Source organism: Burkholderia sp. 9775_39 (assembly GCF_015712225.1).
Classification (GTDB): domain Bacteria; phylum Pseudomonadota; class Gammaproteobacteria; order Burkholderiales; family Burkholderiaceae; genus Burkholderia; species Burkholderia cenocepacia.
In genome coordinates this window covers 621,964-648,557 of sequence record NZ_JACCQC010000001.1, presented here as the reverse complement: position 1 = coordinate 648,557, position 26,594 = coordinate 621,964, and the positions used below count along the sequence as shown (strand labels likewise).

Below are 26,594 nucleotides of genomic sequence, written 5' to 3'. Positions count from 1 at the left end.
TTTGTATAAGGGACAGTCCCATGTGGGGGAGGCGCGTGGACTGGGGGCCGTTTGTGATTCGGTGTGCGGAAATTGGACAGTTGGGGGGGCGGTTTTTTGCGGCATGCGATCTGATGACGCGACAAGACCTGCGCTCACGCTTCTTCCGAGTGGCAGTTACCGACCCAGAGTCGCCTTTCACCGCATCGGACGTGCAACGTCGGTTTGTCGATCTTCGGCGGTCGCTCGATGAATACTTCCGGTCGTCGCGATGCTGCACACGCAATTTCCACGCGGAACCACACGTTTGGTAATACAACGATGGCTGACTGCTACACGCTATAGCTATCCAAGGCATCCGTAGGCACATGCAATTTGCTATCCGCCGTTAGCGCTTCCAGCAGATGTTTGACGGTAACTTGCACTCGTGGCGCGACAAGCGCCCGGTGTGGATACTGCATCACCATCTCATAGCTTCCGGGATGGTGAAACCTGTGGAGAATGACCTTCAGCGCACCGGAACGCAACCGATCCCACGCAAGATGCACCCCGACCTCCGCGATGCCAACGCTATCGCACGCCGCCTGCACCAGCGATTCCGGTGCGGATAGTGTCAGCATTGCCTTGCCGGAGGGGTCGATCGTCGTGATGCTTTTGTCGTCGCCCGTGAAGTTCCACGGCGCGACCTGGCCGCTCAGGAATCGCCGTGCAATGAGCCGGTGCGCGTGCAACGCATCCGGCGTTTCGGGCACGCCATGGTTCGCCAGATAGTCGGGAGACGCTACCAGTACTGTATTCAAGCGACAAATCGGGCGAGTCACGAGCGCGGAATCCGGGATGTTGCCGCCTCTTACCGCAATGTCGTAGCCGTCCCGGACAATATCGATGACCCGATCGTCGAAATCGACCTCGACCGACAGCGCCGGGTAGCGAGCGAGCAGCGCGGGCAGCGCCGGAAGCACGTGGTTATGCCCGAAGGCGGCACTCGTCGAAATCCGCACGCGCCCGGCCGGCACGGCCCGCTGGGCGGAAACCGTATCGATCGCGGCATCCAGTGTTTCAAGTGCGATGCGCGCGTGGCGCAAAAACGCCTCGCCTTCCTCTGTGAGTTTGAGTGTGCGGGTCGTCCGGTTCATCAGCCGCACACCCAATGCTTTTTCGAGGCCCGCCACGTTCTTGCTCACGGCAGCCGACGTGACGCCCAATTGTCGGGCCGCTGCCGCAAAACTTCCCGCATCCACGGCCTGGACGAGAGAAACGATGGCTCGAACACGCTGCGAAGAATCCACATTTCCTCCATGACTGACATCGCGCCGACCTGTCGTCGCGCCGCCGGATTCTAAACTTTCAGTTGAGGGTGGTTCAACCCTGCCAGAACTTCTCGTAATGAGTGACGCTGGTGACAATGGCGGACATCGCCCCTCCGTCCGAAGCTTGCGAGTCTTCAATGCTCATCACGATCCTCTATGACAGTGGCTATGGCCACACCGCGAAACAGGCCCAAGCCGTTGCAGACGGCGTTCGTCGCGTGCCGGGTGCCGAAGCGCAGTTGATCGCCGTTGCAGATGGCGATACGCCCTGGGAAAAACTCGCCGCGAGCGACGCGATCATCTTCGGTTCGCCGACCTACAACGGCACCGTCAGCGCGAGGCTCAAAAAGGTGATGGAGGACTCGACGCGGCCCGCGTGGATTCCCCAGTCGTGGCGGAACAAGGTTGCCGCAGGCTTTACGAATTCGGGCGCCATGCACGGCGACAAGCTGAATTCCCTCGTCACGATGGCGCTGTTTGCCGCCCAGCACGGGATGATCTGGGTCGGACTCGATATCTTCCCGGGCAAGTCGCCGCAGGAGAAGAATCGTGTCGGCGGATGGCTGGGCGCGATGGCGCAATCGGATGATGCATCACCGGACATCACCCCCATCGAGAGCGATATCGATACCGCTGCGTATCTGGGCGAGCGCGTCGCTCACGTGACCAGCCAGTTCATGTCAGGAGCCGCACGATGAAATTGCTTTGTCTCGACGTCCCGCTGCCGGGGGCCAGCCCGGACGCCTATCAGCCCCATCTTCTCGAAGAAGTGCGCCATGCGTGGCATCTGTATAAAACGGGCTTCGTGCGCGAAATCTCGTTCCGTCAGGACCGCCCGGGCGTCGCCATCATTGCCGAAAGCGATTCGGTCGATGCCGCGAGACAGGCGCTCGCCGAGTTTCCGCTGGCCAAGGTCGGCCTGATCGACTGGGAGATCATTCCGCTCGGCCCGTTCGTCGGCTGGGAGTCGCTGTTCGCGTCGCGCGACGCTTGACTGCTGCGGCAGCGTCTATCGCGGTGTCGGTCCGTGGTTGTCGTGTAGCGCTGACGCGGGATAAATCGTCAACCACGGGCCTGCCGCAGTCTGCTTATCGGCGTTGTGTGACCGTAGACCTTTGAAGGTGAACATGGAATATGTCAATCTGGGCCGAACGGGCCTGAAAGTATCTCGTCTTTGCCTGGGATGCATGAGCTATGGGGAGCCTGCCCGCCTGCCCCAGCCTTGGTCCCTCGATGAAGCAGCCTCCCGCCCGTTTTTTCGGCAAGCGCTCGAGGCGGGCATCAACTTCTTCGACACTGCCAATATCTATTCGGGCGGAAGCTCCGAGGAGATCACGGGCCGAGCGCTCAACGACATGGCGCGGCGCGAAGAGGTCGTCGTCGCCACCAAGGCGTTCTTTCCGTGGCGCAATTCACCCAATACCGGGTTTCTCTCGCGGAAAGCGCTCCTTCAGTCGATCGACGACAGTCTGACCCGCCTCGGCATGGATTACGTCGACCTCTACCAGATCCACCGTTTCGACCACGGCACGCCTGTGGAGGAAACGATGGAGGCGCTGCACGACATAGTGAAGTCAGGCAAAGCCCGCTACATCGGTGCATCGTCGATGGAGGCATGGCGCTTCGCGAAAATGCAGCACGTCGCGGAACGCAACGGCTGGACACGCTTCATCTCCATGCAACCGCAGTACAACCTGCTCTATCGGGAGGAGGAACGCGAAATGTTGCCTCTTTGCGCCGACCAGGGCGTCGGGGTCATTCCATGGAGCCCGATGGCGCGCGGCAGGCTGACGCGCGACTGGAGCGAAACCACGCGCCGCACGCAGAACGATGCCTTTGCGCTGCAAATGTATCGGAACGCTGAAATCCAGGACCGGAAGGTGGTTGACGTCGTCGCGCGTATCGCCGAGGCGCACCATGTGTCGCGCGCGCACGTCGCACTGGCGTGGCTGTTGACGAAGCCGGCGATCACCGCGCCGATCATCGGGGCAACGAAGCCCGAGCATCTGGCAACCGCCATCGGCGCGCTCGACTTCTCGCTGACGCAGGACGAAATCGCCGCGCTCGAAGCGCCGTATGTCCCCCATCCGGTGGATGGCATCGTGCCACCGCTTCCGGAACATCCGCCGACGATTTCAATGCCGCGGAATTGAATGTCGCGAGCGGCGGTACGTTCAATGGCGGCAGCTTGCGAACTCGCCGCCGCGGTCGAACGTACCGCCGCTGGACGAACATCGAATGCGAAAATAGATATGAAGGGGCCGTTCATCGAGTGCCGACGTCTTATCCTCTTCGCGCTCGTTGTGATGTGTGCGGTACTGCCGTTGGGGCAGCACGGTAACGTCCATGCGCAGGAGCCAAAAATGTTAGTCCGTATCTCCGAAATCGAGATATTCAATCAGCATCTCGAAGCATATCGGCGCATCTTGAACGAGGAGGCTGAGGCGTCGATGCGCGTCGAGCCGGGGGTAGTGTGCATTTTCCCGATGGCTCAAAAGGATAGCCCGACGCACATCAAGATTGTGGAAATCTATGCGAGCCACGATGCGTACGACGCACATATCCAGTCGCCGCATTTCAAGAAGTACAAGCGTTCGACGCTGGACATGGTGAAGTCCCTGCGACTGGTTGACATGGATGGGCTGGATGCTGAAGCAATGCCGCTCATCTTCAGGAAATTGAGGGGTCGGTCGTAACAAACACCGGCCAGATGGGAAGAATGGATCGCCATGAAAGCGTGCGTGTCCGTTGTCGGAACTCGACCTGCCTACCGGATGTCTGGTTGCTGTTGTTGGTCCACGAACGGTTTTGGCCGATAGTGGCCGTCAGCGTCTGTTGGACGACGCGTATCGACAACAACGTCAATCTCCGTCGACCCGCCTCCTTTCGATCGTTCGCAGAGGCCGCTCCTGAAGGCCGGACGTCCAGCTCCACCGTTTTTCCCCTCAGGAAAACCCTGATCCGACTCCGTAGGGCACCGGTTTTCAGCCGATTTTCCCACTGCCGCAAGCAGCCTCGATAGGCTCCCGCCCAACCGCTCCCCACCCCCGCGCAACCCCGTTCCATCAACCCTCCGAGCCCGCCTACCTAACCAAAACAGGTATGGCGCACCGCAATATTTCGCGCCCACGGCCGGATTTCAATACCCACCAGGTATCAAAAATCCCGACCAAAAGTATTGGACGCCCCATTTCCCCGCCGCGTATAAATCCGTTCCATGAACAGCCCCCACGCAGCGCGCCCCATGTCCTCCGCCACCATCGAACGCATCGAAACCCGTCTCGTCGACCTGCCGACGATCCGCCCGCACAAGCTGTCGGTGGCCACGATGCACGGCCAGACGCTGATGCTCGTGAAGGTGTTCTGCAGCGACGGCGTGACCGGTATCGGCGAAGGCACGACGATCGCCGGCATGGCCTACGGCCCGGAAAGCCCGGAAGCGATGAAGCTCGCGATCGACGCGTATCTTGCACCGGCGATCGTCGGCCGTGACGCCACGCGCGTCCAGACGCTGATGGCGTTCGTCGGCAAGCTTGCGAAGGTCAACCACTTCGCGAAAAGCGCGCTCGAAACCGCGCTGCTCGACGCGCACGGCAAGCGGCTCGGCGTGCCGGTCAGCGAACTGCTCGGCGGCCGTCGCCGCGATCGCCTGCCGGTTGCATGGACGCTCGCGTCGGGCGACACGGCCACCGACATCGCCGAAGCCGAGCGCATGCTCGACGCGCGCCGCCATAACGTATTCAAGCTGAAGATCGGCGCGAAGGCGCCGGAAACGGATATCCGGCACGTGGCCGAGATCAAGAAGGCGGTCGGCGATCGCGCGTCGGTGCGCGTCGACGTGAACATGGCGTGGAGCGAAACGCAGGCCGCGCGCGCGATTCCGGCGCTCGCCGATGCGGGCTGCGAACTGGTCGAGCAGCCGGTCGCATCGGCCGCGGCGCTGGCGCGCCTGATGCGCCGCTTCCCCGTCGCGCTGATGGCCGATGAAATCCTGCAGGGCCCCGACAGCGCATTCGACATCGCGAAGCAGCACGGCGCGGACGTGTTCGCGATCAAGATCGAACAGAGCGGCGGCCTCTTCGCCGCGCAGCGCGTGGCCGCGATCGCGGATGCGGCCGGCATCGAGCTGTACGGCGGCACGATGCTCGAAGGCGCGTTCAGCACGGTGGCATCCGCGCACCTGTTCGCGAGTATCGCGAACCTGCAGTGGGGCACCGAACTGTTCGGGCCGCTGCTGATCACCGAAGAAATCCTGACGCAGCCGCTGGATTACAGCGACTTCGAACTGACCGTGCCGGACGGCCCCGGTCTCGGCATCGCGCTCGACGAGGACAAGGTCAGGCGCTTCACCCGCGACGGGCTGACGAAAGTCGCGCGGTAAGTCGAGTCAGGCAACGACCGTCATCCCCCAAATACACGTGGAGACAGCATCATGAGCGTCAAAGTTTTCGATACCCGGGAAGTGCAGGACCTGCTGAAGGCCGCGTCGAACGCGGGAGGAAACGGCACCGGCGGCAACGCACGCACGCAGCAGATCGTGCTGCGCCTGCTCGGCGACCTGTTCAAGGCGATCGACGATCTCGACATCACGCCCGACGAAGTGTGGGCGGGCGTCAACTACCTGAACAAGCTCGGTCAGGATGGCGAAGCGGCGCTGCTCGCGGCCGGCCTCGGTCTCGAGAAGTATCTCGACATCCGGATGGACGCCGAGGACGAGGCGCTCGGTCTTGACGGCGGCACGCCGCGCACGATCGAAGGGCCGCTGTACGTGGCCGGCGCACCGGTGCGCGACAGCGTCGCGAAGATCGACCTCGACGCGGACGACGGCGCGGGCCCGCTCGTGATCCACGGCACGGTCACCGGTCTCGACGGCAAGCCGATCGCCGGCGCGGTGGTCGAATGCTGGCACGCGAATTCGAAGGGCTTCTATTCGCACTTCGACCCGACCGGCAAGCAGAGCGATTTCAACCTGCGCGGCGCGGTGAAAACGGGCGTCGACGGCAAGTACGAATTCCGCACACTGATGCCGGTCGGCTACGGCTGCCCGCCGCAGGGCGCGACGCAACAACTGCTGAACCGTCTCGGCCGCCACGGCAACCGCCCCGCGCACGTGCACTTCTTCGTGACGAGCGACGATCACCGCAAGCTGACGACACAGTTCAACATCGACGGCGATCCGCTGATCTGGGACGACTTCGCGTATGCGACGCGCGAGGAATTGATCCCGCCCGTGACCGAAAGAACCGGCGGCACGGCGCTCGGCATGAAGGCCGATGCGTACCAGGACATCGAGTTCAACTTCGTGCTGACGCCGCGCGTGCAGGGCAAGGACAACCAGATCGTCGAACGCCTGCGCGCGTCCGCCGCGGCATAACCACTGGCGGCACGGCGGCGCGCGTGCGCCGCCGCTGCCGGCCGGTCCCCCGAGATTCAACCGATACCGATGCGAGCGTGCTTGCAGGACGCGGCACGCGCATGGAAGGAGCCATCATGTCCGTCACGATCGACGCTACGAACGACCTGGATCACCTGCTGGAAACCGCCGTGCAGGATGACAAGGCGGCCGGCGTCTTCCGTTGCCGCCGCGACATCTTCACGAACGCGGCGCTGTACGAGCTCGAGATGAAGCACATCTTCGAGGGCAACTGGGTGTATCTGGCGCACGAAAGCCAGATTCCCGACAACAACGATTACTACACGACGTGGATCGGCCGCCAGCCGATCGTCATCACGCGCGACAAGACCGGCGAGCTGCATGCGGTCATCAATGCGTGTGCGCACAAGGGCGCGATGCTGTGCCGCCGCAAGCACGGCAACAAGGGCAGCTTCACGTGCCCGTTCCACGGCTGGACCTTCTCGAACACCGGCAAGCTGCTGAAGGTGAAGGACGAGAAGACGACCGAATACCCGGTGCAGTTCAACACGCACGGCTCGCACGACCTGAAGAAGGTCGCGCGCTTCGCGAACTATCGCGGCTTCCTGTTCGGCAGCCTCAACGCGGACGTGCTGCCGCTCGAGGACTACCTCGGCGAAGCGCGCGTGATCATCGACCAGATCGTCGACCAGGCGCCGAACGGGCTCGAAGTGCTGCGCGGCAACTCGTCCTACATCTACGAAGGCAACTGGAAGATGCAGATGGAGAACGGTTGCGACGGCTATCACGTCAGCACCGTGCACTGGAACTATGCGGCGACGATGGGCCGCCGCAAGGCGGACGGCACCAAGGCGGTCGACGCGAACAGCTGGAGCAAGTCGGTCGCGGGCGTGTACGGCTTCGACCACGGCCACATCCTGCTGTGGACGCTGACGATGAACCCGGAGGTGCGGCCCGTGTATCAGCACCGCGACGAGATCCGGGCGCGCGTCGGCGACGTGCAGGCCGACTTCATCGTGAACCAGACGCGCAACCTGTGCGTGTATCCGAACGTGTTCCTGATGGACCAGTTCAGCACGCAGATCCGCGTGGTGCGACCGCTCGGCGTCGACAGGACCGAAGTCACGATCTTCTGCTTCGCGCCGAAAGGCGAGAGCGAGGCCGATCGCACGACGCGGATTCGCCAGTACGAGGATTTCTTCAACGTGACCGGCATGGGCACGGCCGACGATCTCGAGGAGTTCCGCGCGTGCCAGGCCGGCTATGCGGGCATCACGGCGATGTGGAACGACCTGTCGCGCGGCGCGCCGCTGTGGGTCGACGGGCCGGACGAGAACGCGAAAAAGATGGGGCTGAACCCGCGCATTTCGGGCGAACGCAGCGAGGACGAAGGGCTGTTCGTGTGCCAGCACGAACACTGGGTGCACGTGATGCGCGATGCGCTGAAGAAGGAACGCGGGGAGGTGGCGGCATGAGCTTCGATTACCGGACGATTTGCGCGGCGCTGTATCGCGAAGCGCGCCTGCTCGACGATCGCGAGTGGGACGCGTGGCTGACCTGCTACACGGAGGACGTCACGTACTGGATGCCCGCATGGGACGACGACGATCGGCCGACCGACGATCCGCAGAGCCAGATCTCGCTGATGTATTACGCGGACCGCGGCGGCCTCGAGGATCGCGTGTTCCGGATCAAGACCGAGCGCAGCGGCGCATCGACGCCCGAGCCGCGTACCAGCCACAACGTGACGAACGTCGAGGTGCTGGCCGAACGCGACGACGAGGTCGACGTGCGCTACAACTTTCACACGCTGAACCACCGTTATCGCGTGACCGATCACTTCTTCGGCACGATGTTCGTCACGTTGCGACGCACGGGCGACGCGCTGCTGATTTCACGCAAGAAGATCGTGCTGAAGAACGACTACATCCGGCAGGTGCTCGACGTCTATCACGTCTGACGCCGTTGGCCTGTCATGAAAGGAAGTGGAGGTGACGCGATGTCCAGCTACAAGATTGCACTGAATTTCGAGGACGGGGTGACCCGCTTCATCGACTGCAAGGCCGGCGAGAAGGTGCTCGATGCAGCCTTTCGCGCGAAGATCAACCTGCCGATGGATTGCTCCGATGGTGTGTGCGGCACCTGCAAGTGCCGCGCCGAAAGCGGCCGCTACGACCTCGGCGACGACTACATCGACGATGCGCTGACCGAGGACGAGAAGGACGGCGGCCTCGTGCTGACCTGCCAGATGGTGCCGCAAAGCGATTGCGTGATCGCGGTGCCGACGTCGTCGGTCGCCTGCAAGACCGGGCAGAGCGCCTTTGCCGCGACGGTCACGAAGGTCGAGCAGCACAACGATGCGGCTGTCGTGCTCGAACTCGACGTCGGCGCCAGCGCGCCGGTGTTCCTGCCGGGCCAGTACGTGAACATCGGCGTGCCGGGCAGCGGCCAGCATCGCTCGTATTCGTTCTCGTCGGCGCCGGGCGACGCGAAGGTCGGCTTCCTGATCAAGAAGATTCCAGGCGGCGTGATGAGCACGTGGCTCGAATCGGCGCAGCCCGGCGACACGCTCGAACTGCACGGGCCGCTCGGCAGCTTCTACCTGCGCGACGTGCAGCGGCCGCTGCTGTTCCTCGCCGGCGGTACGGGCCTCGCGCCGTTCCTGTCGATGCTCGAGGTGCTCGCGCGCAGCGGCTCGCAGCAGAAGGTGCACCTGGTCTACGGCGTGACGCGCGATCTCGATCTGGTGCTGGTCGATGCGCTTGAGGCGGTGGCGGCGAGGCTGCCGAACTTCAGCTTCGCGACGGTCGTCGCGGACGCCGCGTCGAGCCATCCGCGCAAGGGCTGGGTCACGCAGCACATCCCGGCCGACGCGCTGAACGACGGCGACGTCGACGTGTATCTGTGCGGGCCGCCGCCGATGGTCGACGCGGTGCGCCAGTACTTCGACGACGCAGGCGTGAAGCCGAACAGCTTCCACTACGAGAAGTTCACCCCCAACGTCACGGCAAAGGCGGCATGACCATGCAACGATTCTCTGGAAAGGTCGTCGTCGTCACCGGCGCGGCGCAGGGCATCGGCCGCGGTGTCGCGCTGCGCGCGGCGGCAGAGGGCGGCAAGGTGCTGTTCGTCGATCGCGCGGATTTCGTCGCCGACGTGGCGGCCGAGGCGACCGGTGGCGAGGCGGAAGGCTTCGTCGCCGATCTCGAAACCTATGAGGGCGCGCACGCGTCGATCGCGTACGCAGTGCAGCGGTTCGGCGGCATCGACATCCTGATCAACGGCGTCGGCGGCGCGATCCGCATGCGGCCGTTCGCCGAGTTCGAGCCTGCGCAGATCGACGCGGAAATCCGCCGCTCGCTGATGCCGACGCTCTATGCCTGTCACGCCGTGCTGCCGCACCTGCTCGCGCGCGGCGGCGGCACGATCGTCAACATCTCGTCGAACGCGACGCGCGGCATCCGGCGCGTGCCGTATTCGGCGGCGAAGGGCGGCGTGAACGCGCTGACGTCGGCGCTCGCGATGGAATATGCGGAACACAACATCCGCGTCGTCGCCACCGCGCCGGGCGGTACCAGCGCGCCGCCGCGCCGCGTGCCGCGCAATGCGACCGGCGACACCGAGCAGGAGCAGGCGTGGATGGGCGAGGCCGTGCGGCAGGTGACGGAATCGACGTACTTCAAGCGCTACGGCAGCCTCGACGAGCAGATCGCGCCGATCCTGTTCCTCGCGTCGGACGAGGCGAGCTACATCACGGGCACGGTGCTGCCGGTGGCGGGTGGCGATACGGGTTGAAGGGCGTATCGCTGGCCATTGTTTCATCGACAACCGCAGACGGCCGGCGCGACGATGCCGGCCAAGGAGACAATCATGCATGAACGCAAAGCCATCGTTCCGGCGGGAATGGAAGCGGTGTACGAGAAGATCGGCTACGCGCCGGGACTGAAGGTCGGCGATACGCTTTACGTATCCGGCCAGATCGGCCGCGACGCGGCGATGCAGCTGGTCGAGGATCGCGAAGCGCAGATCGTGCAGGCGTTCGAGAACCTGAAGCAGGTGCTGGAGGCGGCCGGCGCATCGTTCGATGATGTGGTCGACCTCACGACGTTTCACACCGACATGCGCGACCTGCCGCTGTTCATGCAGGTGCGCGACCGCTATTTCGATGCGCATCCGCGGCCTGCGTGGACGGCCGTCGGCGCGCACATGCTCGGCGGCGCGCCGGGTTATATCGTCGAGATCAAGGCGGTGGCGGTGCTGGCGCGCTGATCCGGTGCGTCGATGAAGTCAGGCTCCGTGTGGATGAACACCCGAGATCGAATCGTCGGCGATCGCTGAACGGTTTCGATGCGCGTGCGACGACACCGACACCGACACGCTACTTGTGTATCGCTCCCCGCAACCGCCGCACCTCCTGCTCCGACACCGGCGCGGCCCGATTCCCCCACGCGCCGCGCACGTAGCTGACCACCGCCGCGATTTCGCCGCTCGTCAGCGCGCCGCGCATCGCCGGCATCCGTTGCACCGGCCCCGGCTTGCCGGGCGCGGGCCGGGCGCCTTCGACCACGATCCGGATCGTGCTGGTCGGATCGGCTGCGAGCACGACCGAGTTGCCTACGAGCGCCGGCCCCCGATCACGCACGCCCGTGCCGTCCGCACCGTGGCAACGCGCACAGAACCCCGCATACACGCCGGCCCCCGGCGCCTGCTGGCCGCCTTCCGGACGCGGGCCGGCGGCCGTCAGCCGCGGCACGCCGACGCCCAGCGGATTCGTCGCGGCAGTCGGTTGCGCCGGCAACGACTTCAGGTACACGGCGATCGCATGGCGGTCGGCATCGGTCAGCAACGCGGTGCTTTCGCCGACGACCGGCGCCATCGCGCCGAACACCGCGCCGCGCGCCGCATGGCCGCTGCGCAGGAACGCGGCGATGTCGTCGGCGGACCAGCGGCCGAGGCCGTCCGGGCTCGCGCCGGTCAGGTTCGGCGCGAACCAGTGATCGTTGATGCCGCCGGTCAGGAACGCGGGGCTGCGCTCGTCGTAGCCGCGTTCGTTGTAGGCAGGCCCGCGCGGCGTATGGCACGCGCCGCAATGGCCGAGCCCCTGCACGAGATACGCGCCGCGATTCCATTCGGCCGACTGCGACGGCTGCGGCGTGAACCGGTCGCGGTTCGCGAACACGAGGCTCCACAGCCCCAGCGCCCAGCGCTGGTTGAACGGAAACGGCAGTTGCGTGAGTTTGGCCGCGTTCGCGGACGGCGCGACGCCGCGCATGAAATACGCATACAGCGCGCGCACGTCGTCGTCGGTCAGGTGCGCGAGCGACGGGTACGGCATCGCCGGATACAGCCGGCTGCCGTCCGCGCGCACGCCGCGCCGCAGCGCATCGTCGAACTGGCGCAGCGTGTAGTGGCCGATCCCGTGCGTCGGGTCCGGTGTGATGTTCGGCGCGTAGATCGGCCCGAACGGCGAATTCACCGGCTGGCCGCCCGCGTACGGCGTATGGTCGGCCGCGTCGTGGCACGCGGCGCAATCGCCGGCGAGCGCGAGGTAGCGGCCGCGTGTGAGCGTCGCGGCGTCGGCGCTCGCGGCAGCCGCGGCGATCACCGGGCGGCGGGCGGTCGACGTGGAGGCCGCCTCGGGCGGCGGGGGGGACGCCGCGGACGATGGCGCATCGGCCACCGACGCGTCCCGGTCGCGTGACAGCCGCCGGTCGTCCTTCACGCGTGCGGACATCGACGCAGCGGCATCGGCCGCCGACGCACCGATCCGCACGAACCGCCAGCCCGACGCGGGCTCGGGCGCTTCCGCCGCCGACGCGGCGTCGGCCGCATCGCCGGGTGCGGCCGCGTTGTCGTCGCGCTGCATGTCGCATCCGCACAGCGCGACGCACACGGCGAACGCGACGCGCGCGCGGCGGCCCGGAACGCGGAACGGCAACGAAGCGAGCGAGATCAGCGCCATGGACTGCAAGGCCCCACGAAAGCGGTGACGATCCCCGTGAATACGAGACCGATCACGAAGCCGAGCGCGGCGAGCATCCCGCAGCGCGCGAGAAAGCGGGTACTGTCGTCGCGCGTCGCGGCCGGCGCATCGGCATCGTGCCGGCGCCGCCACGCGCGCGTGAGCCACGTCGCGCAGGCCGCGGCCAGCGCGAACGCGCCCGCGGCGATCAGCGCGAGCCACACGCCGACGTGCGCCCAGCGCGGCGCGGCCTGCGCGACGCCGAGCGGATAGCACGCGGTGGACGCGAGCGTCTCGGACACCAGCATCTGCGCGAACCACAGCGCGGGCGCGCCGACCAGGCCGGCGGCGATCGCGAGCAGCGGTGTCCACGTGCGTCGTGCATCGTTCATCCGGTGCTCCTCAGCCAGAACGGCGACACGTACAGCGCGGTGAAGATGAACAGCCACACGATGTCGACGAAGTGCCAGTAGAGCCCGCCGACCGTCAGCGCGACGCGCCGTTCGCGGCCGAAGAAACCGGCGGCGGTCCAGCCGGCGAGCAGCGCGAGGATCGCGAGGCCGGCCACGACGTGCGCGAGGTGGAAGCCGGTGATCGTGAAGTAGAGGCTGCCGTACAGATGCGCGGTCGGGCCGTACGGATGGTCGCGCCATTCGTGCAGCTGGACCAGCGCGAACGCGATGCCGAGCACCAGCGCGACGACGAGCATCGCGACCGCGCGCCCCTGGCGGCCGGCCCGCACCGCGCGCTCGGCGAGCCACACGAACACGCTGCTCGACAGCAGCACGACCGTGTTGACGGCCGCGAGCCCGATCTTCGGCATCCCTTCGGGCGGCCACGGCGCGGGCCATTGCGACTGCAGGTAGAAGTAGCAGAACAGCAGGTAGCCGAACAGCCCGGCCTCGGTGACGATCAGCGTGAGCACGCCCCACCAGCCGCCCGCGCGTTCGCCGCAACTGCCCACCGGCAGCGGCGCGACGCACGCGGCCGGCGCGCCGGCCGGCACCGTCGGCGATGGCGGTTCGTCCGGACGAGGGCCAGCCGCGGCCGCGGGCGCCTGCGTGTCGGCGCGAGCCGGCAGCCGCGCGCGTTGGCCGAGCGTGCGGCGCGGCCACAGCCACGCGGCGGTGGCGATCGCGCAACCGGCGACGGCCACGCAGACGAGCGTTGGCGAGCGCGCGAGCATCGCCGCGAACACGGCGGTCGTCAGCAGCGCGAGCACGAACGGCACGCAACTGTCCTCGGGCATTTTCAGGATCGCGCTCGGCGTCGCGGTGAGCGGCGTGACCGCGAGCGCCTCGCGCCCGTCCGCGAGCCGGTAGCCGACCCGCAGGCTGGTGCGTTGCGGATCGTCGCGCGTTTCCCACAGCGGATGCCGCGACGCGACGAGCGGCAGCACCGCGAAGTTGTACACGGGCGTCGGTGACGCGACCGACCATTCGAGGCCGGCCGCGCCCCACGGGTTGTCGCCGGCGCGCACGCCGCGCCGCGTGCTCACCAGCGCGTTGACGACGAACATCACGATGCCGATCCCGAACACGAACGAGCCGATCGTGGTCAGCAGGTTCGACGTGTCCCAGCCCATCCCCGACGGATAGGTATAGATGCGGCGCGGCATCCCGAGCAGGCCGGAGACGTGCATCGGGAAGAAGCCGAGGTTGAAGCCGACCAGCACGACCCAGAAGGTCCAGCGGCCGAACCGCTCGTTCATCATCCGGCCGGTGAATTTCGGGAACCAGTACGCGACGCCGCCGAGCACCGGAAACACGTTGATGCCGAGCAGCACGTAATGCAGGTGCGCGACGACGAAGTACGTATCGGTGAGCTGCCAGTCGAGCGGCACGGCCGCGGTCATCACGCCCGACACGCCGCCGACCACGAACATCAGCACGAAGCCCGCGAAATACAGGAACGGCGTGCGGAACACGGGGCGCCCGGTCCAGATCGTCGCGATCCACGCGAACACCGCGACCGCGCTCGGAATCGAAATCAGCATGCTCGCGGCGCCGAAGAACGCGAGCGCGAGCGGCGCGATGCCGGTCGCGAACATGTGGTGAACCCACACCTCGAAGCCGATCAGCATCGTCGCCACGGTCGACACCGCGACGGCCTCGTATGCGACGAGCGGCCGCCGGCAGAAGGTCGGCAGCGCGTCGGACACGATCCCCATCGCCGGCAGCACGACCACGTAGACCCACGGATGCGCGAACATCCAGAACAGGTGCTGCCACAACAGCGGCCGGCCGCCGTGCGCGACGTCGAAGAAGTGCGTGCCGGCATTGCGGTCGAGCCACAGCAGCAGGAACGCGAGGCTCACCGACGGCACCGCGACCAGGTTCGCGACCGACGCGGTCAGCGTGCCCCACACGATGATCGGCAGCCGGTCGATCGACATCCCGTGCGCGCGCATCCGCAGCAGCGTGACGACGAAGTTCGCGGCGCCGCCGGTCGTCGAGATGCCGAGCAGGATCATCCCGAGCGCATAGATGTCGATGTTCGCGCCGGCGCTGTAGTCGAGCGACGTGAGCGGCACGTAGTTGAACCAGCCGCCGTCCGGCACCGCGCCGAGCGGAAAGCTCGCATACAGGAACAGCCCGGCGAACAGGAACGCCCAGTACGAGAACGCGTTCAGCCGCGGGAACGCCATGTCGCGCGAGCCGAGCATCAGCGGCCACAGGTAGTTCGCGAAACCGGACAGCACCGGCAGCGCGTACAGGAAGATCATCGTGACGCCGTGCATCGTGAACAGCGAATCGTATTGCGCGGGCGTCAGCACGGTCGCGTTCGGCCGCGCGAGCTGGATGCGCATCACGAGCGCCTCGACGCCGCCGAGCAGCAGGAACACGAATGCGGTGACGATGTAGCGCAGCCCGATGCGCTTGTGATCGACGGTGCCGAGCCAGCCGCGCCAGCCGGGTGCCGATTCCCACAGCTCGGCCAGCGCGCGCTCGTGCGCGGAACCGGGCGGCGCGTCGCCGAGATCGGGTACGCGGCTGAGCGGGGTGGACGTGTCGCGGGCAATGGCCATCGGCATCCTCCGTTCAGTGCAGCGTCGCGAGATACGCGGCGAGATCGTCGGCGTCGCGTGGCGCGAGCGCGATCGACGGCATCAGCGATTGCGGCTTGACCTGCTGCGCATGCGCGATCCAGCGGCGCAGGTTGTCGGGCGTGTTGTCCAGCGTGCCGGCCGCGAGCAGCCGGCGCGTGCCGACGTGCGTGAGATCGGGGCCCGCGTCGCCCGCGGCGTCGGTGCCGCGCACCGCGTGGCAGCCCGCGCAGCGCGCGGCGAACACGCGCTGGCCGCGGCGTTCGGCGTTGGCGCCCGCCGCGGGTGCCCGGGCCGGTTGGCGCTGCGCGGCGAGCCATGCGTGAAACGCGGCCGGCGGCTCGGCCACGACTTCGAACGCCATGTGCGCATGTTGCGCGCCGCAATACTGCGAGCATTGGCCGCGATAGATGCCAGGCCGGTCGGCCTGCAGCCATTGGCGGTTGGTCTGGCCGGGAATCGTCTGGGTCTTGCCGGCAAGTTGCGGCACCCAGAACGCGTGGATCACGTCGGCGCTCTTCAGTTCGATCGCGACGGGCTCGCCCACCGGAATATGGATCTCGTTCGCGGTGACGAAGGCCGGGCCGCCCGCATCGTCCGGATAACGAACGGCCCACCACCAGTCTTGTGCGGTCACGGTGATCGTCAGCGCGGGCGGGCGCGGCGGTGCGGCGACCATGCCCAGCACGCGCAGCATGTACACGAGTGCGCCGAACAGCAGCAGGATCGAGATCGCGGAGCCTACCGTCACGATCGTCAGGCCGCTGCCGTGGCCGCCGCCTGCCCGTGCGCGACGACGAAACAGCGCGATCAGCAGCAGCACGGCGATCGCGATGCAGACGAACGTACACAGCGCGAGCAGCGCCCAGCCGAGCACGAACACCGGCTGCGCGGCGGGGCCGGCCGCGTGCACGACGTACGCGAGCGGTAACGGCGCGGCCGGATTGCCGGGCGCCGCAGGCGCGGCGGCCGCGTACGCGACGCTCGGCGCGACCGCGCACGCGAACGGTGCGACGCGCGCGATATGACGCGTTTTGCGGGACAGCGGAACGAGCAACGAGACTCCTTGCCGGACGCACCGGCATGACGACAGCCGTTCGCGGCGGAGCAAATTTCGTGCGCGTGCGGCCGGCGCGGAGGCGGCCGCGAGGTGGCGGGATTGCGCGCACGACGGCCGGCGCGTTACAGCCGGCTTGTAAATTGGGCGACCGTTCACGGCTCGCGCCGAGGCCATACGGCCCCGGCGGCCGACGGCATGTCGTTTGCTGCGCCGATCGCGTTCCGGCACGTTGCGGCGCGAAAGCTTCGACGGCGTGCCTGCCATCATCGAAAAACGGGAGGACTCGACCGTGAAGACCGTCGCGATCACGGGTGCAAGCGCGGGCGTCGGTCGCGCGACCGCCCACGCGTTCGCGCGACTCGGCGCGAACGTCGCGCTGCTCGCTCGCGATCCGCGCGCGCTGCACGACACCGCATGCGAAGTGCGCGCGTATGGCGTCCAGGCGCTGCCGATTGCCGTCGACGTCAGCGATGCGGCTGCGCTCGACGCGGCGGCCGAGCGGATCGAACACGAACTCGGGCCACTCGACGTGTGGGTCAACAACGCGATGGTGACCGTGTTCGCGCCGTTCGACGCCATCTCGCCGGAAGACTATGCGCGCGTGACGGCCGTCACCTACCTCGGCTGCGTGTACGGCACGCGTGCCGCGCTCGCACGGATGGCCCCGCGCAACCGCGGCACGATCGTGCAGGTCGGCTCGGCGCTCGCATACCGGTCGATTCCGTTGCAGGCCCCGTACTGCGGCGCGAAACACGCGATCCGCGGCTTTACCGACGCGCTGCGCTGCGAGCTGCTGCATGCACACAGTCATGTGCGCGTGACGATGGTGCAATTGCCCGCGATCGACACGCCGCAGTTCGACTGGGCCGAATCCGTGCTGCCGCATGCACCGCGTCCGGTCGCGCCGGTCTATGCGCCGGAGGTGGCGGCCGATGCGATCGTGCACGCCGCGCGGCATCCGTGCCGCGAGCGCTGGGTCGGCTGGTCGTCGCTCGCGGCGATCGTCGCGAACGGCCTTGCCCCCGGCTGCTTCGACCGCTATCTCGCGCGGACGGCCGTGCGCGGCCAGCAGCGCGCGGCGCGGGCCGGCCCGCGCCCGTCGAACCTGTGGGAGCCGGTGCCGGGCCGGCATGCGACGCGCGGCGCGTTCACCGACGAAGCGCGCCGCGCCGGCGCCGAGGCAGGGCTCGGCGCGTCGCGCGCGCTCGCGTTCGGCGCGGCCGTCGCGGTGCTCGCGGCTGCCTTTTCCGCCGCGCGCAAATGGCACCGGTGAGCGCGATGCGGATCGAGGATTACGCGCTTGTCGGCGACGGACGCAGCGCGGCGCTCGTCGCGCGCGACGGCAGCATCGACTGGCTGTGCTGGCCGGACTTCGATTCGCCGCCGTGCTTCGCCGCGCTCGTCGGTACGCCGGACAACGGCCGGTTCCGGATCGCGCCGCGCGAGCACGATGCCCGCGCCACGCGTCGCTATCTGCCGGGCACCGCGATACTCGAAACGACGTTCGACACCTCGTCGGGCCGCATCACGCTCACCGACTGGATGAGCTGGAACGCGCCCGATCCATGCCTGATCCGCAGCGTGAAGGGCGAGCGCGGGACGGTCGACGTCGATATCGACCTCGGCGTGCGCTTCGACTACGGCAGCGCGCTGCCGTGGTGCCGGCGTTTCGGCCGGCGCTGGCGGATGATGACGGGCGGCGATGCGATGTGGCTCGACACGGATGCGCGGCTCGACGTGCAGAGCGACCGGCTGGTCGGCACGCGACGGATCGCGGCGGGCGAGCGGGGGGATTTCTGCATCAGTTACGCGCGTTCGTTCGACCCGGCGCCGGCCGTGCCCGACGCGTACGCGTCGCTGCGCGACACGCAGGCGTTCTGGCGCGTCTGGTCGGATTGCAACGCCGCCGAGGGCCCGCATCGCGACGCGATCGAGCGCGCACTGATCACGGTGAAACTGCTGTCGAGCCTGCGCACCGGCGGCATCGTCGCGGCGCCGACCAGTTCGTTGCCCGAGCGCTTCGGCGGCAAGCGCAACTGGGACTACCGGTTCTGCTGGTTGCGCGATGCGAGTTTCACGCTGCGCGCGCTGGTGCGCTGCGGCTATCGCGACGAAGCCGCGCGTTGGCGCGACTGGCTCGTGCGCGCGATCGCCGATCATCCGTCGCAACTGCAGGTGCTGTATGCGGCCGACGGCGGCCGGCGTGCGGCCGAGTGGGAAGCCGCGCATCTGGCCGGTTACGAAGGCGCGCAACCGGTGCGCTTCGGCAACGCGGCAGCCGACCAGTTGCAGCTCGACGTGTACGGCGAGGTGCTCGGGGCGCTGTACCAGGCGCGCCGGCACGGGCTGCCGCCCGACGACGACGCGTGGACGCTCGAGCGGCGCCTGCTCGAACATCTCGCGACGATCTGGCGCGAGCCGGACGAAGGGATCTGGGAGGTGCGCAGCGGCCGGCATCCGTTCACGTCGTCGAAGGTGATGGTATGGGCCGCGGTCGAAAGCGCGTACCGTTCCGCGCGCGCATTCGGCCACCACGCACCGCTCGACGTGTGGCGGCGCTGGGCCGACGCGGTGCGCGCGGAGGTGCTCGAGCACGGTTATCACGCGCAATTGGGCCGCTTCGTCGATCGCTTCGACGGCGACGGCATCGACGTGAGCCTGCTGCTGATTCCGCTGACCGGGATGCTCGACGCGTCCGATCCGCGCGTGGTCGCGACGGTCGCCGCGATCGAGCGCGAACTGGTCGACGACGGCTTGCCGTTCCGCTATCGGCCGCCGCGTTTCGCGGACGGTTGCGAAGGCGACGAAGGCGCGTTTCTCGCGGCCGGCTTCTGGCTCGTGCAGGTGTACCGGATGCAGGGGCGCGACGACGACGCGCACGCGCTGTTCGAGCGGCTGCTCGGCTTGCGCAACGACGTCGGGCTGCTGTCCGAGGAATACGACGTGCACACGCGGCGCCTGTGCGGGAATTTTCCGTTCACGCTCGCGCAGGTCGGGCTCGTGAATGCGGCGCTCGCGCTGCAGGGCGACGGGCGGGACGACGTCGACATCGGCTAGGATGACGCGCCGTCCGCGCGTGCGTTGCCTACGATTCGCCTTTCCCGCCCTTGCTGCCTTTGCCGGCCTTGTCGCTGTGTTCGCCGTTGCCGGGCAGCACGGCCGACAGCACCTGCCGCGCGGTCTCGACGATCACGTTGGCTTCGCGCGCGTCGCCTTTCACCAGCGTTTCGGCGAAATGCTTCGCCTGCTGCAGCGTCACGTGCGGCGGCAGCGGCGGCACCTCGGGGTCGCTCTTCACTTCGAGCACGACCGGCCGGTCGGACGCGAGCGCCTCGTCCCATGCGGCGCCGAGCTGTTCCGGATCGTCGACGTAGATCCCCTTGAGGCCGAGCAGCGTCGCGAAGCGGTAGTACGGCACGTTCGGGATCTGCTGCGACGCGTCGAACTTCGGGTCGCCTTCCATCACACGCTGCTCCCACGTGACCTGGTTCAGGTCCTCGTTGTTCAGCACCATGCAGATCCAGCGCGGGTCGGGCCACTGGCGCCAGTATTTGGCGACCGTGATCAGTTCGGCCATGTTGTTCATCTGCATCGCGCCGTCGCCGACCATCGCGATCACCGGGCGCACCGGGTGCGCGAATTTCGCGGCGATCGCGTACGGCACCGCGGCGCCCATCGACGCGAGCCCGCCGGACAACGACCCCATCATCCCGCGCCGCATCATCAGGTCGCGCGCATACCAGTTCGCGCAGGAGCCCGAATCGCTCGTCAGGATCACGTCGTCGGGCAGGCGCGGCGACAGCTCGGTAAACGCGCGCTGCGGGTTCACGCCGCGCCCCGCGCTGGCTTTCGCGGCCGCGCGGGCGGCGAGCGTCTCGTGCCAGTCGTGGTTCCATTTCGCGATCCGGTCGCGCCATGCGGTGTCGCGACGCTCGTTCAAGAGCGGCAGCAACGCGCGCAGCGTCTCGGCGCTGTCGCCGACGAGGTTGACTTCCATCGGGTAGCGCAGGCTCAGCATGTCGGCCTTCAGGTCGATCTGCACGCCGCGCGCCTGGCCTTCCTTCGGCAGGAATTCCGAATACGGAAAACCCGAGCCGACCACCAGCAGCGTGTCGCATTCGGTCATCAGCTCGTAGCTCGGCTTGGTGCCGAGCAGCCCGATCGAACCGGTGACCCACGGCAGGTCGTCCGGCAGCGCGGCCTTGCCGAGCAGCGCTTTCGCGGCGCCCGCGCCGAGCCGGTCGGCCACCGCGATGACCTCGTCGGTCGCCTTCAGCGCACCGGCGCCGACCAGCAGCGCGACTTTCGACCCCGCGTTGAGCACGTCGGCCGCGCGCCGCAGGTCGTCCGCATACGGCACGACTTTCGGCGCCGTGTAGCCGACCCCCGAATGCACGGTGCCGTGCGCGCGCTTCGGCGGCGCGTAGTCGAGCTCCTGCAGGTCGTTCGGCAGCACGAGCGCGGTGACCGTGCGCGCGCCGAGCGCGGTGCGCACCGCGCGATCGACCAGGTGACGCACCTGGCCGGGCACCGTCGCCAGCTGAACGAATGCACCCGCAACGTCCTTGTAAAGCGCCGGTAGATCCACTTCCTGCTGATAGTGGCCGCCGAGCGCCGCGCGCGCCTGCTGGCCGACGATCGCGAGCACCGGCATGTGGTCGAGCCGCGCGTCGTACAGGCCGGTCACGAGGTGCGCGGCGCCGGGGCCCGAGGTCGCGACGCATACGCCCAGCTCGCCTGTAAATTTTGCATGCGCGGACGCCATGAAGGCCGCCATCTCCTCGTGGCGCGCCTGGATGAATTCGATCTTGCCGTCCGCGCGGTTCAGCGCGCCGAAAAAGCCGTTGATGCCGTCGCCCGGGTAGCCGTAGATGCGGCGCACGCCCCAGTCGTACAGCCGCTCGACGATGAAATCCGCCACTGTCGCCATGCCGTTTCTCCTTGGTTCGGGATGAGCCGATGCGAGGCTGCCGCGCAAGGCACGTGCCGCGCCGCAGAAGCCGGGCACAGCGGTTGCACGCCGCACCGCAAGCAACAAGCAAGCTGACCGGAGCGCAACGATGGCACTTTCCGCCGCGCCGGCGATCGACGACGTGCGCGCCCGCGCGTACCGCGTGCCGACCGACCGGCCCGAAGCCGACGGCACCTACGCATGGACCGCGACGACGGTCGTCGTCGTCGAGATCGACGCGGGGCCCGTGACGGGGCTCGGCTATACGTACACGGACGCGAGCGCCGTGCCGCTCGTGACGTCGCTGCTGGCCGGCGTGCTGCGCAACCGGCCGGTGGCGGACATCCCGGCTGCCGTCGACGCGCTGTGGCGCGCGGTGCGCAACGTCGGCCGCGGCGGAATCGCGGCGACCGCGATCTCGGCGCTCGACGCCGCGTTGTGGGACGCAAAGGCGAAACTCGCCGACGTGCCGCTCGCGCTGCTGCTCGGCCGCTTGCGTGAGCGCGTGCCGGTGTACGGCAGCGGCGGTTTCACGACTTACGATGCGCCGACGCTCGCCGCGCAGCTCGACGGCTGGCGCGCCGGGCACGTGCGCGCGTGCAAGATCAAGATCGGCGTGGACGATGCACGCGATCCGTCGCGCGTGCGCGCGGCGCGCGATGCGCTCGGGCCGGGCGTCGACCTGTTCGTCGATGCGAACGGCGCGTATGCGCCGCGCACCGCGCTCGCGTTCGCGCAGGCCGCCGCCGATTGCGACATCCGCTGGTTCGAGGAGCCCGTCAGCAGCGACGACGTCGACGGGCTGCGGTTCGTGCGCGAGCACGTCGGCGCGCGGGTCGACATCGCCGCCGGCGAGTACGCGTATACGCCCGACGATTTCCGGCGCTTGCTGGAAGGCCGCGCGGTCGACGTGCTGCAGGCCGACGCGACGCGCTGCGGCGGCGTCAGCGGCTTTCTCGCGGCCGCCGCGCTTGCCGATGCGCATCACGTCGACCTGTCCGCGCATTGCGCACCCGCGCTGCACCGGCACATCGGATGCGCGGCGCCGCGCCTGCGCCACATCGAATGGTTTCACGATCACGTGCGCATCGAGCGGATGCTGTTCGACGGCGCGCCGCGGCTCGTCGACGGCGCGCTCGAGATCGACGCGACGCGCGCCGGGCTCGGCCTCGAATTGCGCGCCGCCGATCTGCTGGATCTCGCGCTTTGAATCCCGACGAGGAGGAACGATGCGACACCCCCGACATCGCGCCGCCGAGCGCGACAGGTTGCTCGCCGACGCCGCGCGGCTGCTGAACCGCAGCGCGCTGCTGCTGGCCGGCTCGGTGCTCGCGGACAGCGGCGTCGAGCACTATCGCGGCACCTTTCACAATCGCGCGATGCTCGCGCCGCTCGCGATGTCGACGCTGTCGGTGATCGCGAGCGTGCACGGCCACGCGGACGACACGCCCGTGCGCCACCGGCTGCGCGACGCGGTGCACGTCGCGTCGGCCGCGGTCGGTGTCGCCGGTTCCGCGTTCCACCTGTACAACGTGACGAAGCGACCGGGCGGGTTCAGCTGGCACAACCTGTTCTATGGCGCGCCGCTCGGTGCGCCGTTCGCGCTGCTGCTGTCGGGCGCGCTGGGGGCGGCGGGCGAGCGGCTGCGCGAGAGCCCGGCCGACGCGCCGCGGCTCGCCGGACTGCCGGCCGGGCGCGCGCTGGCCGGGCTCGTCGCGGCGGGGCTCGTCGGCACGCTCGGTGAAGTCGGGCTGCTGCATTTTCGCGGCGCCTTCCAGCATCGCGCGATGTTCGCGCCGCTCGTCGTGCCGCCGGTGGCCGCACTGGCGACCGCGCAGCTCGCGCTGTCGCGTCCGCGCGCCGACCGGCGGTTCTGCCGCGGCTGGCTGCGCGCGACGGCCGTGCTCGGGTTCGTCGGCGTCGCGTTTCATGTGCGCGGCGTCGCGCGGCAGATGGGCGGCTGGCGCAACTGGTCGCAGAACCTGCTGTCGGGCCCGCCGCTGCCGGCGCCGCCGAGCTTCACCGCGCTCGCGATCGCGGGGCTCGCCGCGACCGCGCTCGCCGAACGGGAGGCGCCATGAGCGATACGAACCGCAACGCGGTCGCGCTGCCGCGCTATCCGGGCTACGACGTGCTCGCCAAGCGCGACACGCCATCGTGGAACGATGCGACGCGGCGCGCAATCGATGCGCGCCTGCGTGTCGCGGCCCATGCGCCACGCTATCTGGATGCCGAACGATTCGCGACGCTCGGCGCGTTGTGCGCGCGCATCGTCCCGCAGCAGCCGGGCGGCGCGGGCGCGATCCCGACCGCCGCCTTGGTCGACGCGCGGCTCGCGGCCGACGACGGCGACGGCTATCGCGATGCGCGCCTTCCGCCGCTGCGCGTCGCGTGGCAGACGGGTCTCGCCGCGCTCGACGCGATGGCGCGGCACGCGCATGGTTGCCCGTTCGCGGCGCTCGGCGCGCGCGACGCCGATGCGTTGCTGCACGCGGTACAGCAAGGCGACGTCGACCGGCAGCTGGAACCGGCGTGGGACGGCATGGACCCGCGCACGTTCTTCACGAAGCGCGTGCTGATGGACGTCTGCGGCGCGTACTACGGCCATCCGTTCGCGTGGAACGAGATCGGCTTCGGCGGACCCGCGAGCCCGCGCGGCTACGTGCGGATGGACTTCAACCGCCGCGACCCGTGGGAAGCGGACATGCGCATGGAGGAGGGCGATCGCGATGGCCGCAGATGAACCGCTGTCCGCCCCGACGCCGCGCGGCCGCGACGGCCGTGCGCCCGATCCGTTTCGGGTCGGCGGCTGGTCGCCGATGCGGATGTTCCGCGACGACGATGAGGTCGACTTCGTGATCGTCGGCACCGGCGCGGGCGGCGGCACGCTCGCGTGCAAGCTCGCCGAATACGGCTTTTCGGTCGTCGCGCTCGACGCGGGTGCATGGTGGCGGCCGCTCGAGGAATTCGCGTCGGACGAGACGCATCAGCACAAGCTGTTCTGGACCGACGAGCGGATCTGCGACGGCGCCGATCCGCTCACGCTCGGCACCAACAACAGCGGCCGGGCGATCGGCGGCAGCACGGTGCACTTCGCGATGGTGTCGCTGCGATTCAGGCCCGAGTGGTTTCGCTCGCGCAGCGCGCTCGGCTACGGCGTCGACTGGCCGCTCGACTGGCGCGAGATGTGGCGTTACTACCGCGAGGTCGAACAGGCGTTGAAGATCAGCGGGCCGGTGAATTACCCGTGGGGCCCGCCGCGGCCGCGCTATCCGTATCGCGCGCATGAACTGAACGCGGCCGCGCTCGTGCTCGCACGTGGCGCGGAGGCAATGGGCATCGACTGGACGCCGACGCCGCTCGCGACGCTGTCCGCGCCGCGCGGCCGCGCGCATCCGTGCGTGTATCGCGGCTTCTGCATCGCCGGCTGCGCGACCAACGCGAAACAGAGCGCGCTCGTCACGTGGATTCCGCGCGCGGTCGCGGCCGGCGCCGAGGTGCGCGATCTCGCGATGGCGCTGCGGATCGAGGCCGCAGGCGATCGCGCGACCGGCGTGCACTACCGGCGCGATGGCCGCACGCATTTCCAGCGCGCGCGCAACGTCGTCGTCGCCGGTTACGCGATCGAGACGCCGCGCCTGCTGCTGCTGTCCGCGAACGGGCGGCATCCGCAGGGGCTCGCGAACCGTTCGGGCCTCGTCGGCCGCTATCTGATGGCGCAGCTCAACCAGGCGTCGTGGGGGACGATGGACGACGAAGTGCGCTGGTACAAGGGCCCGCCGTCGCTGTCGATCACCGAGCACTGGAACTACGCGGACGAAGGCAAGGATTTCTTCGGCGGCTACTGCTGGATGAGCCAGGGGCCGCTGCCGATCGAATGGGCGCGCAAGGTCGCCGCGCGCGGGCTGTGGGGCGATGCGCTGAAGCGCGAGATGGCGCGCTACAACTTCCAGGCCGGCCTGAAGATCGTCGGCGAGACGCTGCCGCGCGCGGACAACCGCGTGACGCTCGCCGACGAACGCGACGCGTTCGGGCTGCCGGTCGCGCGCGTCACCTATTCGTACGACGACAACGATCGCCGGATGATTCGCCATGCGCTCGCGCAGATGGGCCGTTCGCTGGAAGCGGCCGGCGCGCGCGACGTCTGGCACGAGGAGGACGACACGTGCCATCTCGCCGGCACCGTGCGGATGGGCGACGACCCGGCGACGAGCGTCGTCGATGCCGATTGCCGCAGCTGGGACATCCCGAACCTGTGGGTGTGCGACGGCTCGGTGTTTCCGACCGTCGGCGGCGTGAATCCGTCGCTGACGATCCAGGCGATCGCGTGCCGCACCGCCGACCGCATCCGCGCGCTGGTCGCGCGCGGCGACGCGCATGCGCGTGCGCGATGGCGGTGACGCGTGCCGCGCGGCCGCCGTCGTCGCGATGCGTGCGAACGAGAGGAGAGCCGCACGCGAACCGTTCAATCTCTTAGCGAGGATTCGTCTCATGTCTGCATTCAACCGTTCATCCCTGCGCCGCGGTGCCGCCTGCACCCTGCTGGCCGTGTGCGCGTCGGCGCTGCCCGCGGCGGCGCAGTTGCGTCCCGCCAATCCGGCCAGCGTGCCGGATTCATCCACGCAGGCATTCAAGCGTGCCGACCGCAAGATGATGGAAGCGATGGAAAGCGCCCCGTACACGGGCGACGCCGATCGCGATTTCGTCTCGCACATGGCGCCGCATCACCAGGGCGCGATCGACATGGCGCAGGTCGAGCTGAAATACGGCAAGGACCCGACGCTGCGGCAACTGGCGAGCCGGATCGTCGCCGCGCAGCGCGACGAGATCGCGCTGATGGAACGCTGGCAGAAGGAGCACGGCAAGACGCCGTGAATCGCGGGGCGGGACGGGATGCGCAGTCGGCCGTACC

General features: G+C 68.2%; 24 protein-coding genes. 18 read left to right on the top strand and 6 right to left on the bottom strand.

Annotated features, from left to right (window positions below; genetic code table 11):
• Window positions 1–311 precede the first annotated feature (311 nt).
• The gene (locus tag H0X90_RS02850; protein WP_006498289.1) at window positions 312–1,268 is read right to left on the bottom strand and encodes a LysR family transcriptional regulator; all 957 of its coding nucleotides are present in this window, start codon (window positions 1,266–1,268) and stop codon (window positions 312–314) included.
• Window positions 1,269–1,426: 158 nt separating this feature from the next.
• On the opposite strand from H0X90_RS02850, the gene H0X90_RS02845 reads away from it, so the two are divergent.
• From H0X90_RS02845 to H0X90_RS02795, 11 genes are all read left to right on the top strand, one after another.
• Complete coding sequence (locus H0X90_RS02845) at window positions 1,427–1,987, top strand: flavodoxin family protein (protein WP_006498288.1); 561 nt, start codon at window positions 1,427–1,429, stop codon at window positions 1,985–1,987.
• Complete coding sequence (locus H0X90_RS02840; RefSeq protein WP_006498287.1) at window positions 1,984–2,283, top strand: hypothetical protein; 300 nt, start codon at window positions 1,984–1,986, stop codon at window positions 2,281–2,283. The genes H0X90_RS02845 and H0X90_RS02840 overlap by 4 nt, the downstream gene beginning before the upstream one ends.
• 133 nt (window positions 2,284–2,416) lie before the next feature.
• On the top strand, window positions 2,417–3,442 hold the full coding sequence (locus tag H0X90_RS02835) for an aldo/keto reductase (protein WP_077189052.1): 1,026 nt from the start codon (window positions 2,417–2,419) through the stop codon (window positions 3,440–3,442).
• On the top strand, window positions 3,443–3,985 hold the full coding sequence (locus H0X90_RS35690; RefSeq protein WP_226244863.1) for a putative quinol monooxygenase: 543 nt from the start codon (window positions 3,443–3,445) through the stop codon (window positions 3,983–3,985).
• A gap of 548 nt (window positions 3,986–4,533) precedes the next feature.
• Complete coding sequence (locus tag H0X90_RS02825; RefSeq protein ID WP_006485404.1) at window positions 4,534–5,670, top strand: muconate/chloromuconate family cycloisomerase; 1,137 nt, start codon at window positions 4,534–4,536, stop codon at window positions 5,668–5,670.
• Window positions 5,671–5,721: 51 nt separating this feature from the next.
• Complete coding sequence (catA, locus tag H0X90_RS02820) at window positions 5,722–6,663, top strand: catechol 1,2-dioxygenase (RefSeq protein WP_077189051.1); 942 nt, start codon at window positions 5,722–5,724, stop codon at window positions 6,661–6,663.
• Window positions 6,664–6,779: 116 nt separating this feature from the next.
• Window positions 6,780–8,138, top strand: a complete 1,359-nt coding sequence (locus tag H0X90_RS02815; protein WP_196438130.1) for a Rieske 2Fe-2S domain-containing protein — start codon at window positions 6,780–6,782, stop codon at window positions 8,136–8,138.
• A complete protein-coding gene (gene benB, locus H0X90_RS02810; RefSeq protein WP_006485355.1) occupies window positions 8,135–8,623 on the top strand; it encodes a benzoate 1,2-dioxygenase small subunit in 489 nt (162 codons plus the stop codon). The genes H0X90_RS02815 and benB overlap by 4 nt, the downstream gene beginning before the upstream one ends.
• A gap of 39 nt (window positions 8,624–8,662) precedes the next feature.
• Window positions 8,663–9,685 (top strand): benzoate 1,2-dioxygenase electron transfer component BenC, encoded by a 1,023-nt coding sequence (gene benC, locus H0X90_RS02805; RefSeq protein WP_034203604.1) that lies wholly within the window; start codon window positions 8,663–8,665, stop codon window positions 9,683–9,685.
• Window positions 9,682–10,458: a benzoate diol dehydrogenase BenD gene (gene benD / locus H0X90_RS02800; RefSeq protein WP_048987226.1), complete on the top strand. Its 777-nt coding sequence runs from the start codon at window positions 9,682–9,684 to the stop codon at window positions 10,456–10,458. The genes benC and benD overlap by 4 nt, the downstream gene beginning before the upstream one ends.
• 75 nt (window positions 10,459–10,533) lie before the next feature.
• Window positions 10,534–10,932, top strand: a complete 399-nt coding sequence (locus H0X90_RS02795; RefSeq protein ID WP_048987349.1) for a RidA family protein — start codon at window positions 10,534–10,536, stop codon at window positions 10,930–10,932.
• Between the two features lie 109 nt (window positions 10,933–11,041).
• Here H0X90_RS02795 and H0X90_RS02790 read toward each other — a convergent pair whose 3' ends face one another.
• Genes H0X90_RS02790 through coxB form a run of 4 tightly spaced genes read right to left on the bottom strand, consistent with a single transcriptional unit; the run spans window position 11,042 to window position 16,728 of the window.
• Window positions 11,042–12,625 (bottom strand): cytochrome c, encoded by a 1,584-nt coding sequence (locus H0X90_RS02790; protein ID WP_034203602.1) that lies wholly within the window; start codon window positions 12,623–12,625, stop codon window positions 11,042–11,044.
• The gene (locus H0X90_RS02785) at window positions 12,616–13,017 is read right to left on the bottom strand and encodes a hypothetical protein (RefSeq protein WP_048987230.1); all 402 of its coding nucleotides are present in this window, start codon (window positions 13,015–13,017) and stop codon (window positions 12,616–12,618) included. Before H0X90_RS02785 ends, H0X90_RS02790 begins: the two co-directional genes overlap by 10 nt.
• On the bottom strand, window positions 13,014–15,653 hold the full coding sequence (gene ctaD, locus H0X90_RS02780) for a cytochrome c oxidase subunit I (protein WP_077189050.1): 2,640 nt from the start codon (window positions 15,651–15,653) through the stop codon (window positions 13,014–13,016). Before ctaD ends, H0X90_RS02785 begins: the two co-directional genes overlap by 4 nt.
• A 13-nt stretch (window positions 15,654–15,666) precedes the next feature.
• Window positions 15,667–16,728 (bottom strand): cytochrome c oxidase subunit II, encoded by a 1,062-nt coding sequence (coxB, locus tag H0X90_RS02775; RefSeq protein ID WP_077189049.1) that lies wholly within the window; start codon window positions 16,726–16,728, stop codon window positions 15,667–15,669.
• 292 nt (window positions 16,729–17,020) lie between these two features.
• On the opposite strand from coxB, the gene H0X90_RS02770 reads away from it, so the two are divergent.
• Both H0X90_RS02770 and H0X90_RS02765 read left to right on the top strand, forming a co-directional pair.
• On the top strand, window positions 17,021–18,004 hold the full coding sequence (locus H0X90_RS02770) for an SDR family oxidoreductase (RefSeq protein ID WP_062886123.1): 984 nt from the start codon (window positions 17,021–17,023) through the stop codon (window positions 18,002–18,004).
• A gap of 5 nt (window positions 18,005–18,009) precedes the next feature.
• Complete coding sequence (locus tag H0X90_RS02765; protein WP_077189063.1) at window positions 18,010–19,788, top strand: glycoside hydrolase family 15 protein; 1,779 nt, start codon at window positions 18,010–18,012, stop codon at window positions 19,786–19,788.
• A 28-nt stretch (window positions 19,789–19,816) separates the two neighbouring features.
• Here H0X90_RS02765 and H0X90_RS02760 read toward each other — a convergent pair whose 3' ends face one another.
• Complete coding sequence (locus H0X90_RS02760) at window positions 19,817–21,661, bottom strand: thiamine pyrophosphate-requiring protein (protein ID WP_077189048.1); 1,845 nt, start codon at window positions 21,659–21,661, stop codon at window positions 19,817–19,819.
• Window positions 21,662–21,791: 130 nt separating this feature from the next.
• On the opposite strand from H0X90_RS02760, the gene H0X90_RS02755 reads away from it, so the two are divergent.
• The 5 genes from H0X90_RS02755 to H0X90_RS02735 all read left to right on the top strand — a co-directional run bounded on the left by H0X90_RS02755 (window position 21,792) and on the right by H0X90_RS02735 (window position 26,557).
• Window positions 21,792–22,892: an enolase C-terminal domain-like protein gene (locus tag H0X90_RS02755; RefSeq protein WP_077189047.1), complete on the top strand. Its 1,101-nt coding sequence runs from the start codon at window positions 21,792–21,794 to the stop codon at window positions 22,890–22,892.
• A 19-nt stretch (window positions 22,893–22,911) separates the two neighbouring features.
• Window positions 22,912–23,763 carry a hypothetical protein gene (locus H0X90_RS02750; RefSeq protein ID WP_077189046.1) on the top strand — a complete coding sequence of 284 codons (852 nt, stop codon included), beginning with the start codon at window positions 22,912–22,914 and terminating at the stop codon, window positions 23,761–23,763.
• Window positions 23,760–24,425 carry a gluconate 2-dehydrogenase subunit 3 family protein gene (locus tag H0X90_RS02745; RefSeq protein ID WP_006483455.1) on the top strand — a complete coding sequence of 222 codons (666 nt, stop codon included), beginning with the start codon at window positions 23,760–23,762 and terminating at the stop codon, window positions 24,423–24,425. Before H0X90_RS02750 ends, H0X90_RS02745 begins: the two co-directional genes overlap by 4 nt.
• A complete protein-coding gene (locus H0X90_RS02740; protein ID WP_077189045.1) occupies window positions 24,412–26,082 on the top strand; it encodes a GMC family oxidoreductase in 1,671 nt (556 codons plus the stop codon). Before H0X90_RS02745 ends, H0X90_RS02740 begins: the two co-directional genes overlap by 14 nt.
• Before the next feature lie 91 nt (window positions 26,083–26,173).
• On the top strand, window positions 26,174–26,557 hold the full coding sequence (locus H0X90_RS02735) for a DUF305 domain-containing protein (protein ID WP_006498267.1): 384 nt from the start codon (window positions 26,174–26,176) through the stop codon (window positions 26,555–26,557).
• Window positions 26,558–26,594 lie beyond the last annotated feature (37 nt).